The sequence below is a fragment of the Candidatus Palauibacter polyketidifaciens genome (assembly GCF_947581785.1).
Taxonomy (GTDB): domain Bacteria; phylum Gemmatimonadota; class Gemmatimonadetes; order Palauibacterales; family Palauibacteraceae; genus Palauibacter; species Palauibacter polyketidifaciens.
On record NZ_CANPVO010000013.1, the window covers coordinates 161330 to 173785 of the forward strand.

Consider the following 12456-nt stretch of genomic DNA (forward strand, 5'->3'; position numbering starts at 1 on the left):
GTTCAGCGCTCGATCCCTCCCGCAGCCAGACCCAGTTTCGGCTTCCGCCGCCAGCGAACGAAGGCCCGCTTCGCCCGCACCGTGAACGTGTAGTTCATCATCGCCAGAGCCGGCACGGCGAGCATGATGATGAAGGTCGCGAACAGAATCCCGAACCCGAGGCTCACCGCCATGGGCGAGAGGAACTGCGCCTGCGTGCTGCGCTCCAGGATGATCGGCGAGACCCCCAGGAAGGTGGTCACGGAGGTCAGCATGATGGGCCGGAAGCGGACCTTCGCCCCCTGCACGATGGCCTCGGACATGGGAAGCCCCGAGCGGTGCCGTTCGTTGATGAAATCGATGAGGACGAGCGAGTCGTTCACGACCACGCCCGACAGGCCCACGAGCCCGAACATGGAGAGCATGCCGAGATCCAGGCCCATGATCAGGTGCCCGATCGCGGCGCCGACGAGCCCCAGCGGAATCGAGGCCATGACGACGAGCGGCTGCAGGTACGAGCGGAAGGGGATGGCGAGGAGCGCGTAGATCGCGAGCAGGGCAAGCAGGAAACCGCGGGCGATCCCCTCGAACGCCAGCGTCTGCTGGCGCTGCTCTCCGCCGAACCCGTAGCGAAGGCCCGGATACCGGGCCTGCAGTTCCGGCAGGATCGCGGAGGTGATCTCCGTGTTGACCTCCTGCCCCGTGATCACGGCCGCGTCCACATCCGCCGTGACCGTCACGATGCGGCGCCCGTCGATCCGGTTGATGGTCGATGAGGCGACCCCGAACGACACATCCGCGACCTCCGACAGCGGCGCCTCGCCGCCCGTCGGCGTGCGGATCCGGTAGTCCTGCAGATCGGCGAGCGTGTTCCGCTCCGACTCGGGAAGCCGGACGTAGACGCGCACTTCGTCGCGGCCCCGCTGCAGGCGGTAGACCTCGTTCCCGAAGAACGCCCCGCGCACCTGGCGCGCCAGGTCGTCGAGCGTGATCCCGAGGGTGCGGGCGGCGGGCCTGAGTTCCAGCTCCAGCTCGCGCTTGCCCTGGCCCCGGTCGTCACGCACCTCCGTCACGCCCGCGATGCGCACTAGGCGGTCCGTGAACGCCGGCACCGCCGCGTTCAGCACCGCCGTGTCCGGATGGGAAAGTTCCACCTGCACCGGCGATCCCAGATCGATGAGGATGGAACTGAACGTGAGTTCCCGCGCGCCCGCGACCGGCCCGACGCGCTCCCGCCAGGCCCGCTCCACCTCGATGGCCGGCAGGTCCCGGATCTCCGGGTCGGTCAGCCGCAGACTCACCTCGGCGATGTTCGAGCGGACGAAGCTCGCTTCGGCGCTCATGCCGGGGCCTCCGGCCTGCGAGGGACGCTGCCCGATGCTCGTGAACACCGCCTCGACCAGCGGCGGCTCGTCATCCGGCAACTGCGCTTCCAGTTCCGCGATCGCCGCGTATCCCTGCCCCTCCACGTAGCGCGCGACTTCCGCGGTGCGCTCGCTGGTCGTACCCTCGGACATCTCGATGTACGCGACGACCTCCTCGCCCTCGATCACGGGCAGAAGGCTGAACCGGAGATGCCGTCCCGCCACCAGCCCCCCCACGATCATCAGGGAGGAGACGGCCCCGAGCACGGTCAGGCCCGGCCGCCGCACGGCGAAGCGCACGGAGCGCTCCAGCGGCCCGTCGATGAAGCGCTGCAGGCTTGTCTGGACGAGCGCCTGCAGGCGGTAGACGGGCCCCAGCCAGCCTCCCTTCCCGCGGCTCGCGCCCGGGGCCGGGAGGTGCGAAAGGTGATACGGGAGGATGAACAGGACCTCGACGAGCGAAAGCAGCAGCACGGAGATCACGATCGCGGGGATCACGTAGAGGAACTTCCCAAGGCTGCCGGGCACGAAGAGGAGCGGGGTGAACGCCGCGACGGTCGTGAGCACGGCGAAGATCACGGGCACGGAGACGCGTCTCGTGCCCTTGATTGCCGCCCGCAGGGCGGCCGTTCCTTTCTCCCGTTCGGCGAAGATGTTCTCCCCCACCACGATCGCGTCGTCCACCACGATCCCGATCGCGAGGATGAAGCCGAACAGCGCCATCATGTTGATGGAGATACCGGCCCACGCCATCACCGCGAACACGCCCGCGAAGGAGAGGAAGATCCCGACCGCGGTCCAGAACGCCAGGCGCAGGTCGAGGAAGAGGGCAAGGGCGATGAGAACCAGGATCAGACCCAGCCGGCCGTTCTTGATGAGGAGGTCGATGCGGCTCTGCAGGTATGAGGCTTCACTGCGCCAGATGCTGTAGTCGACGCCTCGCGGGAGCGCGAGGGCCAACTCCTCTTCCAGGTAGCGCTCGACTTCGTCCGAGATCTCCAGGACGCGCTCGTCTCCCGTCCGCATGACCTGGACGAAGGCCGTCGGTTGCCCGTTGTAGGCGTTGATGAGGTCGACGTCCTCGAAACCGTCCCGGATGTCCGCGACGTCGGAGAGGCGGAGCATCGACCCGTCGACGTTCGCCCGCACGACGATGTCCGCGAAGTCCGCCCGGGTGTAGTTCTGGCCGCGGATGTGAACGAGGATCTCCTCGCGGTCGGTCTCGACGCTGCCGCCGGGAAGGTCGAGGCTGCCCCGCCGCACCGCCGCGGACACCTCGTCGAGGGTCAGGCCATGCGCGCGCAGGGCCGCCTTCGACACTTCGATCGAGATCTCGTACTGCCGGACGCCGGAGACGCGGACGAGGGAGATGGTCGGCAGCGAAGTGAGGTCATCCTTGACCCGGTTCGCGATCTCCTTGAGCGTCCGCTCGGGAGCGTCGCCGAAGATCGCGATCTCCATGACGCGGCCCTGCGCGCTCAGCGCGACGACCTCCGGCTCTTCCGCGTCGACCGGGAAGCTCGTGATCCGGTCGATGGCGGACTTGATCTCGTCCAGCGTCTTCGACTCGTCCGTGCCCAGCGACAGTTCGGCGAGCACGATGCCGACACCCTCCGAAGCGGCGCCCGTCACGCGGTCGACGCCCTGGATGCCCGTGATCCGCTCCTCGACCCGCCGCACGATCGCCTGTTCGACTTCGTCGGGCGACGCTCCGGGGTACTGGACCTGTACCTGGATCGTGTCGAGGGAGATCTCGGGGAACGTCTCCTGGGGCAGGCTGATGAGGCTCACGAATCCCGCCAGGATGATCAGCACCATCAGCAGGTTCGCGGCGACTCCATGCTTGGCCATCCACCCGATCGCCCGCCTCATGAGCCGTCTCCTTCCCGCTCGTCGCCGCCAGCGCCCCGCTCCCACGGCTCCGCGCTCTCCAGCAACTGAACCGGCCGCACCGTCATGCCCTCTGTGACGAAGAGGAGCATCGAAACGATGACCGGGGTGCCGTCCGGGATCGGTCCGAGCACGACGGCTTGATCGTCCACTTCCTGGATCGGCTCGACCGGCGTCATCACGAGCAGGGTGTCGTCCGCCACCGTCCAGAGGACATCGCCGTCGCGGACGGCGGCGGCCGGGACGACGGCGTATTCCTCGAAGCTCGTGCCTTCGATGTCCACCGTGGCGTAGCTGCCGAGCAGGAGAGGCGGTCGCCGGGGATCGTCCTCCGGGGGGGTGAACGGCTCGGGGACGGTGACGACCACGTCGACCGTTCGCGTCTGCTCGTCGAGCGCGGCCTCCGCCCGGTCCACGTATCCCGACCACGCGTACTCGACCCCGCCGTACTCGGACACGATGTCCACCGGGATGCGGGTCGCGGCATCGCCGGCGCGCGCACTCCACAGACGCTCGATCAGCGCCGCCTCGTTGTCGCTCAGGGGCACGACGATTTCCACGGCGTCCGTCGCGTACAGGCGGCCGACGGCCTGGCCGGCCGCGACGAACTGCCCTGGATCGACCGTCTCCTCGCGCACGATCCCGTTGAACGGGGCTCGAATCCAGGTCCGTTCAAGCGCCAGGCGCGCGTCCTCCAGCCTGGCCCTGGCGCTCCTGAGGGCCGCCGCCGCCGCATCGAGTTGCGGCTGCCGCGTGACGAGCGCGTTCGGCGGCGTCGGGTCGAGGTTCTCGCGGGCGGCGAGCCGCCTCCATTCGTCGAGCGCGAGGCGCGCGTTCTCCTCGGCTTCCAGCAACGCCACCTCGCGCTGGGCGACGTCCGCCTCCGCGGCCTCGACGGCGTTCTCGTAGTCCGCCGGGTCTACCCGCAGGAGCGGCTCGTCCGCGACGAAGCGCCCGCCGCTCACCAGGGCGGCCGAGGTCCAGATCACGCGCCCGCCGACCTGCGACGCGATCGTAACTTCCGCGCTGGGACGGACCGTGCCGCCGCCCCGCACCTTGATCGCGCCCTGCGTCACGCGGGCGGGCACCGTGCTGACCGTGGGGATCACGCGCGGAGGCTCCACCTCCGCCGGTGCGGCGCGCATGCCGAACAGCAGCGCGAAGCCGAACACGCCCACGCCGATAACGATCGCCCCCTGTACCAACCGCTTCGTGAACGCGGGCAGGGCGACGGGCGCCCTCGTGTCCCCGGCCTCGTGCGGCGTGTGCGGCGTGTGCCGCGATCCGTCTTCCATCATTCCGCCCTATCTCCGATCAGGGAGCGACGCCGCGTCCCCCGTGTCTTCATTAATCTCGACGTCCTCTACATCCTCGACATCCTCCGCCACCCACGCGCCGCCCAGGGCGCGGTGCACGGCGAGCCGCGCCTCCCCGATGCCGCGTTCGGCGAGCACCCGGGTGGTTTCGGCGCCGTTCAGATTGACCCGCGCGTCGAGGTACTCGACATAATCCCCCACTCCGCTCTGGTAGCGCTCCAACTGGTTCTCCAGCGAGGCGCGGGCGTCGGCGACCTGTTCCATGACCTGCGCGTACCGCTCCCGCTCGTTCTCGAACTGACGCAGGCTCGTCCGCACCTCCCGGTAGGCTCCCAGCACCGTGCGCGCGTAGGCGATCAGCGCCTGGTCGTACTGCGCCCAGGCCGCCCCGAGGTTGGCCCGCAGGCGACCGCCCTGGAAGATCGGCGCGACGAGGCCGCCGATCAGGTTCGTGAACCACTGGTCGACGAACCGCAGGTCTCCGAGTTCGCCCGCCTGGCGCCCGGCGGCCCCGTTCAGTGAGATCGTGGGGAGCAGCTCGGCCCGGCGCGCCCCGACCCTGCGGCGCGCCGCCTCGACGCGCTCGAACGCGGCCATGACGTCGGGCCGGTCCTCGAGCAGCGACACCGGCAGTCCACCCGGAATCGGGGTCGTATCGATCGCCGGATCGAGTGTCGGCGGTAGAAGATCTTCGATCATCCCCGCGTACCGTCCGACGAGGAGGGCCAGGCGACCCTCGGCGTCGTCCACGGCCGTGCGCAGCCCCGGCAGGTTCGACTCGGCGGTCCGGTACTGCTGCCGGATCGCGTAGAGTTCGAAGGTGTTCGTGACGCCCGCCTGATACCGCTCCCGGGTGAGTTCGGCGCGCTCCCGCAGCAGGTCGACGTTGTCCTCGGCGACCGCGAGCTGCCCTCGCGCCGAGACGACCTCGAGATACGTCGAGATGGTGGACGCGATCACCGTGAGCCGTACGGTCTCCGCGTCCGCCCGGGAAGCCAGGAAGTCGCGGACCGCCGCCCCGGATTCGTTGCGCAGCCGGCCCCAGAAATCCAGTTCGTAGGCGAAGCCCAGCGAGGCCGAGTACGTCGTGAACTCGAACCGGTCGGGGAAATCGAAGCTGAACCCCGGGATCGGGCTCTCGCCGCCATCGTCGCCCCCGAACTGCGACCCGAGGCCCGTGTTGGCGGGGGTGCTGGACCGGTTGCCGTTCGCGTCGAGCGTCAGCGCCGGGAAGAGCGGCGCGCGCGCGATCCGGTACCGGTGCCGCAATTCCTCAAGCCGCGCGACGGCCTCGTGCAGGTCGAGGTTGGCGACGAGCGCGGTCTCGATCAGGCGGTCCAGCGTCGCGTCGTCGAACGCACGCCACCAGTCGCGGGCTTCAGGCGCCTCCTCGGCCGCGGGAGCTTCCGCATCGTACGCCGCGGGCAGTTCGGCGACCGTGGCCGGGAGCCGGGGGCCCGGCGCGAACGAACACGCGCCCACCGCCGCGAGCAGGAGAAACCCGCCCGTTCGCAGGAAACCGCGCGCCCCGACCCCGGAGACCGTCGTCGCGGCGCTCACGCGTGTGCCTCCCCCCGGACGCCTTCGGTCGGTCGCAGACCCGCCAGCAGGAGATCGACGATGTGCGCCTTCCGTTCCTGCAGGAAGCGATCGAAGTCCTCCACGGCCCTGGAGTGGAAGAGGCGCACTGTCGGGAGGGCGACGAACGGAAACAGGCAGGCCGACACGATCGTGAGCAGCGTGTGCCGGAGGTCGACATCGCGGATCTCGCCGGCACCGAGGGCCGCGCGCAACCGGTCCTCGAGCAGGAGCCCCGGCACCTCGTCGCGCGCCTCGATCGCGGCGGCGAAGTGCCGCTCCAGGATGCCGCCGCCGCACAGGCATTCGTTCAGCATCAGGCGGGCCATGTCCTGGTGCTCGTAGATGTAGTCGATGTAACCGTACACGAACGCGCGCAGGCTGTCCTCGACCCCCTCCTCCGCCCGCAGCGACTGGCTGAGCCCGGTCATGAACTGCCGGCACCCGTGCTCGAACACGGCCTCGTAGAGCTGCTCCTTGGTGCGAAAATAGTAGTGCAGCAGCGCGCGATTGATCCCGGCGTGATCCGCGATCTCCTGCAATCGGGCGCCGTCCCGTCCCTTGCGGGCGAACACCGTGAGCGCGGCGTCGAAGATCCTCTGCTCGGTATCCGGCGGTCGTTGTTCGGTGTCCGGCGGTCGTGTGGCGACCGGAGCTTGCGGCACCATCGCGGTCCTCGCGTTGTCCAAATCGTTTAACAGTCTTGTCAAGAGGACCCGGACCCTAGTCACGGCTCGTACCGCACGCAAGTTTCCCGCCGGCGAGATACATCGCGCGAGGTGCATCGCCGCCCCAATTCGGCAGGGCCTGGGCCACGGGCTGCCGGGGACCGCAACACCGACGGAGGATCCATGAAGCCAGGCATCCGGATGTACGGCACGACCGTTCTCGCGATACTCGCGTTCGCGGCGGTGCCGCTGCGGCTGGACGCGCAGAGTGCGCCTCAGGTCGCGCGCTCGGCGGACGGGGTCGTCGTCGCGGCGCAGCCGCTGGCCGCGGCCGCGGGCGCGCGGATGCTGGAACTCGGGGGGAACGCCGCCGATGCGGCCGTCGCCGCCGCGTTCGCGATCTCCGTCGTGGAGCCGAGCATGAACAGCATCGGGGGGCGCAACCAGATCCTGATCCGGACGCCCGACGGCGGGGTCACGGGCATCGACGGGACCACGTCGGTCCCGCTCGGTTACGATCCGGCCACGGCACCCCGCGCCGCCTATGGCTATCCGACCGTCGGCGTACCAGGGTCGGTCGCGGGCCTCATGCGCCTGCACGAGGAATACGGGTCCCTCCCGCTGACCACGATCATGGCCCCGGCGATCGATTACGCGGCGCACGGGTTCCGGCTGCTTCCGGGAGAGGCGCGCCGCCAGGCGGGATCGCGCGACCAGGTGGCGGAATCCGAAGGCGCCCGGCGCTACTACCTGAAGGCCGACGGGTCGCCCTACCGCCCCGGCGACCGGCTCGTGCAGTCCGACATGGCCGAGACGCTGAGGACGATTTCCCTCGGCGGCGGCGACGCCTTCTACCGGGGAGAGATTGCCGGCCGCATCGCCGACGACATGGCGGCGAACGGCGGCTTCCTGACCCGCGAAGCGCTGGCGGCCTACGAAGCGGAGGACTCGCGCATCGTGCGCGGATCCTACCGGGGGTTCGAGATCGTCGGTTCCGACATCCCGGCCTCCGGCGCGATCGCGATCCTCGCCCTCCAGGTCGCCGAAGTCTTCGATCCCGGCAGCATGAGCGACGAGGCGTGGGCGTCCGTCGTCGCCCAGTCCCTCGCTGTCGCCATGACCGAATACCGCCGGCCGAGTTCGGACTCCTCCGCCGCGCGCGTGACGTCGAAGGCGTTCGCCCGCCAGCTCGCGGAGCAGGTCCGGGTGCCCGTGGAGGCCGCCATCGAATCCGGCACGGAGTCCTGGGCCGCGTCGGGGGCCGCGTCACGGGCCGAAGGTCCATGGTTGGCGGTCGGCGCTCCGGTGCCGGGACTGCCGCCGGAGGACGGCCACACGACGCATCTCTCCGCTGCCGACGGGAACGGCATGGCCATCGCGCTCACGCAGACCATCGGCCCCGGCATGGGAGCGAAGGTCGCCACTCCCGGACTCGGGTTCCTCTACGCCGTGACGCTGGGCGGTTACCTGGGAATCAGCGAGCCGGGAGAGCGGGCGCGGTCCGGCATCACGCCCTTCATGGTCCTCGACGACGGCGAACCGTTCCTCGTCCTGGGCGCCGCAGGCGGCATCCGGATCATCTCGGCGGTTGTCCAGGCCGTGACCCGGGTCATCGATGACGGACTGGCGCTACCCGCCGCGCTCGCGGCCCCCCGCGTGCATCCCGACATGGGGCCCGACGGGCTCGCGGGCTTCTCCGTGGAAGCGGGCCCCGAGGACGGCTGGTCCGGGGCTTCGGTGGAGGAATTCCGGGAGATGGGATTCGAGATCACGCCCACGCCGCGGCAGGGCGCGTTCGGGCGCATCCACGGCCTGCAGTACGACGCCGCCACCCGCACCTGGATCGGTGCCGCCGACCCCGACTGGGAGGGCGCCGCTGTGGCGCCCCGCCCCGCCGGGCCGACAGGAGGTCGAGACTAGCCGGAGGCCGGTTGGCCGGCGGCCTCTAGCCTCGCTGCATTCCCGGACAGCCGGCGGCCTCGGCCACGGCGCGCGCGATCAGCACCTGCGCGAGGTGGACGCGGTACTCCGAACTCGCGTTCTCATCCGACGGAGGTGTCTCGACTTCCGACACCTTCGACGCGGCAGCGAGGATCTGTGCCTTCTCGGATGCGCCGGTCAGGGCCGCTTCGACCCCGGGCGCGCGCAGCGGCGTGCCACCCATGTTCGTGAGCCCGATCGCGGCGCCCGCGATTCCGGAGTCCGTCCAGTTCACGACCGCGGCCACGCCGACGATCGCCCAGTCCTGCGCGCGGCGCTGGAACTTCTGATAGGCACTGCCCCACCCTTCCCGCTTCGGCACCCGGACGCCGGTCACGATCTCTCCATCGGCCGCGGCCGACATGAACGGGCCGACGAAGAAGTCCGCCGCCGCCACCGAGCGCGTGCCATCGCGGCCCGCGAGTGTGACCTCGGCATCGAGCGCCAGGAGCGCCGCCGGCAGATCCGAGGCCGGGTCCGCGTGTGCTACGGAACCCCCGAGCGTGCCGCGATGCCGCACCTGCGGATCGCCGATCCCCTCCGCCACCTTCGCCAGAAGGCCGCTCCCGCCCGTGAGTTCGGACGCGCCGGCCACTTCGTGATGCGTCGTCAGGGCCCCGATGACGACCGAGTCGCCGTCGTCGTGTACGCCGCGCAGTTCGTCGAGACCGCCGATATCGACGAGCAGGGAGGGCCGCGCAAGGCGCAGCCGCATGAGCGGAAGGAGCGAATGTCCGCCGGCCAGCGGCCGCGCGTCCTCGCCGCCCGCCGCGAGCAGGCTCAGCGCCTCATCGAGAGACGACGCGCGCTCGTAGTCGAAAGACGCGGGGATCATGCCTCACCTCCCTGGGCCGCCTGAATCGCTCGCCACACCCGTTCCGGACTCGCCGGCATCGGGACGTCCGTCACGCCGAGATGCGAGAGCGCATCCACGATCGCGTTGATCACCGCCGGCGCGGACCCGATCGTCCCCGCTTCGCCGATCCCCTTCACTCCCATGGGATTCGACGTGCTCGGCGTCACCGTCCGATCCGTCTCGAAGGACGGGAACTCCGCCGCGGAGGGCACGAGATAGTTGACCATCGACGAGGTCTCGAGCGTCCCGTCCTCTGCGTACGTCGCTTCCTCGTACAGCGCGGCCGCGATCCCCTGCGCCACGCCGCCGTGCACCTGGCCGTCCACGATGACGGGGTTGATCACCGGCCCGCAGTCGTCCACCGCGATGTAGCGGACGAGATCCACGGCGCCCGTCTCCGTATCCACCTCGACGACGGCCACGTGCGTCCCGAAGGGGAAGGTGAAGTTCGGCGGATCGTACACGCAGCTCGCCTCAAGCCCGGGCTCGGAGTCCTCCGGCAGGCTGTGGGCCGTCCACGCCGCGAAGGCGAGTTCCGGCATCGACTTCGTGCGGTCCGGGACCCCTTTCACCGAGAAGGTCCCCGCCTCGTACTCGAGGTCCTCCGGCGCCACCTCGAGCAGGTGCGCCGCGAGTCCCCTCGCCTTGTCCACCACCCGGTCGCACGCGTTGTGCACGGCGACCCCGGCCACCGCGAGGCTGCGGCTGCCGTAGGTGTTCATCCCGTGCGGCGCCACGTGCGTGTCCCCGTGGAGGACCGTGACGTCCTCGTACGGAATCCCGAGCGCGTCCGCCGTGATCTGCGACCAGGAGGTCACGTGCCCCTGCCCGTGCGGCGAACTGCCCGTCACGACTTCCGCCTTTCCGGTCGGCAGCATGCGCACCGTGGCCGCATCCCAGCCGCCGGCTGCGTACTTCAGCGAAGCCAGCACCTGCGAGGGCGCGAGCCCGCAGATCTCCACGTAGGAGGAGAACCCGACCCCGATCTGCCTGCTGCCCCCTCCCTCCCTGCGCTCCGCCTGGTCGCTCCGGAACCCGTCGTAGTCGAGCAGTTCCAGCGCCCGGTCGAGCGCGGGCTCGTAGTCGGCCGAATCGAAGGCGAGCCCGCCCGGGCTCTGCACCATGTCGCCGGCCGGGAGGAAGTTGCGGCGCCGGATCTCCGCCGGGTCCACGCCGACTTCCCGCGCGAGCGAGTCGATCGCCCGCTCGATGGCGTAGGTCGCCTCGGGCCGACCCGCGCCCCGGTAGGCGTCCGTCGGGGTCGTGTTCGTGAACACGCCCGTGCACTCGAAGTGGTACGCCTCACCGCCGTAGCAGCCGCAGTAGAGGAAGGCGCCCAGGAGCGGCACACCCGGCGCCACGAGCTGCAGGTAGGCGCCCATGGCCGCGAGGATGTGGACGCGGTATCCGAGGATGTCGCCGTCGGAGGTCGCCGCGATCTCGATCTCCTGGACCTGGTCCCGGCCGTGAATCGTGGCGAGGTATCCCTCGCTGCGGCCAGCGACCCACTTGACCGGCTTCCCCAGGCGGCGCGCGAGGGCGATGCAGAGCGCCTCCTCCGCGTACACGTTCAGCTTCGAGCCGAAGCCGCCGCCCACGTCGGAGGGCGCGATGACGCGGATCTGCGACTCGGGGATTCCGAGGGTGAGCGCGAACAGCACCTTCGCGACGTGGGGAATCTGCGTCGTGGACCACACGGTGAAGTCGCCCGTCGAGGGGACGGACTGCGCGACGACCGCGCGCGGCTCCATCGCGTTCGGGATGAGCCGCGGCTGCGTGTAGCGCTCCTTGACGACGACATCCGCCTTCGCGAACGCCTCATCCACCTCGCCGTTCGTCAGCGCCCAGGTGTAGCTCTTGTTGTCGTCGAACGACTCGTGTACGCGCGGCGCGCCATCGGCCACCGCCGCCTCCACGTCCACGACCGCGTCGAGCACCTCGTAGTCGACCTCGACGAGTTCCGCCGCGTCGAGCGCCGCGTTGCGGCTCGTGGCGACCACGACCGCCACCGCGTCGCCCACGTACCGCGCCACATCCTGCGCCACCGGCCAGTGGTCGGGGATCCGGATGTCGTCCGTCACGGGCCACGCCATGGGCAGCCCCGCCGCCCATTCACCGGCGAGGTCGGCCCCGCTGTACGCCGCGACCACGCCCTCCGCGGCCGCGGCGGCGGAGACGTCCACCGAGTTGATGCGCGCAGACCCGTGCGGGCTCCGCACGAGCGCCGCATGAAGCATGCCGGGCAGCGTGAGGCCTTCCAGGAACTGGCCCTGCCCCGTGAGAAGCTTGGGATCCTCTTTCCGTGGGACCCCGCCGCCAACGTATTTCTCAGCCGTCGCCATGTTCTCTCTCCTCGCCTAAGAGCCCATGTCGTCGGCGGCCGCGAGCACCGCCTTGACGATGTTGTGGTAGCCGGTGCACCGGCAGAGGTTGCCCTCCAGCGCGAGCCGGACTTCGTCTTCCGTGGGCGCGGGGTTCTCATCCAGATATCCCACCGCGGCCATCATCATGCCCGGCGTGCAGAACCCGCACTGCAGGCCGTGGTTCTCGTGGAACGCCTTCTGGACCGGGTGCCAGTCGCCGTTGCTCGCGAGCCCCTCGACGGTGGTCACGTCCGCGCCGTCCGCCTGGACGGCGAGCACGGTACACGACTTCACCGACTGACCATTCATCAGAATCGTGCAGGCGCCGCACGAGGACGTGTCGCAGCCCACGTTGGTGCCGGTCAGTTCGAGTTGTTCGCGGACGAAATGAACGAGGAGGGTGCGGGGTTCGACGTCCGCCTCGTGCCGAACCCCGTTCACGGTCATGGAGATGCGCTTCAT

Annotated in this window: 8 protein-coding genes; 1 reads left to right on the forward strand and 7 read right to left on the reverse strand. The window is 70.1% G+C overall.

What is annotated here, in order from left to right; translation table 11 throughout:
- Positions 1 to 2: 2 nt before the first annotated feature.
- Genes RN729_RS02865 through RN729_RS02880 form a run of 4 tightly spaced genes read right to left on the reverse strand, consistent with a single transcriptional unit; the run spans position 3 to position 6795 of the window.
- Positions 3 to 3215, reverse strand: a complete 3213-nt coding sequence (locus RN729_RS02865) for an efflux RND transporter permease subunit (protein ID WP_310782166.1) — start codon at positions 3213 to 3215, stop codon at positions 3 to 5.
- Positions 3212 to 4531: an efflux RND transporter periplasmic adaptor subunit gene (locus RN729_RS02870; protein ID WP_310782167.1), complete on the reverse strand. Its 1320-nt coding sequence runs from the start codon at positions 4529 to 4531 to the stop codon at positions 3212 to 3214. Before RN729_RS02870 ends, RN729_RS02865 begins: the two co-directional genes overlap by 4 nt.
- 6 nt (positions 4532 to 4537) lie before the next feature.
- Positions 4538 to 6109 carry a TolC family protein gene (locus tag RN729_RS02875; RefSeq protein WP_310782168.1) on the reverse strand — a complete coding sequence of 524 codons (1572 nt, stop codon included), beginning with the start codon at positions 6107 to 6109 and terminating at the stop codon, positions 4538 to 4540.
- Positions 6106 to 6795 carry a TetR/AcrR family transcriptional regulator gene (locus RN729_RS02880; RefSeq protein WP_310782169.1) on the reverse strand — a complete coding sequence of 230 codons (690 nt, stop codon included), beginning with the start codon at positions 6793 to 6795 and terminating at the stop codon, positions 6106 to 6108. The genes RN729_RS02875 and RN729_RS02880 overlap by 4 nt, the downstream gene beginning before the upstream one ends.
- 183 nt (positions 6796 to 6978) lie before the next feature.
- On the opposite strand from RN729_RS02880, the gene RN729_RS02885 reads away from it, so the two are divergent.
- Positions 6979 to 8715, forward strand: a complete 1737-nt coding sequence (locus RN729_RS02885) for a gamma-glutamyltransferase (RefSeq protein ID WP_310782170.1) — start codon at positions 6979 to 6981, stop codon at positions 8713 to 8715.
- A 25-nt stretch (positions 8716 to 8740) separates the two neighbouring features.
- Here RN729_RS02885 and RN729_RS02890 read toward each other — a convergent pair whose 3' ends face one another.
- Genes RN729_RS02890 through RN729_RS02900 form a run of 3 tightly spaced genes read right to left on the reverse strand, consistent with a single transcriptional unit; the run spans position 8741 to position 12456 of the window.
- Complete coding sequence (locus RN729_RS02890) at positions 8741 to 9610, reverse strand: xanthine dehydrogenase family protein subunit M (protein ID WP_310782171.1); 870 nt, start codon at positions 9608 to 9610, stop codon at positions 8741 to 8743.
- Positions 9607 to 11973, reverse strand: a complete 2367-nt coding sequence (locus RN729_RS02895) for a molybdopterin cofactor-binding domain-containing protein (protein ID WP_310782172.1) — start codon at positions 11971 to 11973, stop codon at positions 9607 to 9609. The genes RN729_RS02890 and RN729_RS02895 overlap by 4 nt, the downstream gene beginning before the upstream one ends.
- Before the next feature lie 15 nt (positions 11974 to 11988).
- Complete coding sequence (locus tag RN729_RS02900) at positions 11989 to 12456, reverse strand: 2Fe-2S iron-sulfur cluster-binding protein (RefSeq protein ID WP_310782173.1); 468 nt, start codon at positions 12454 to 12456, stop codon at positions 11989 to 11991.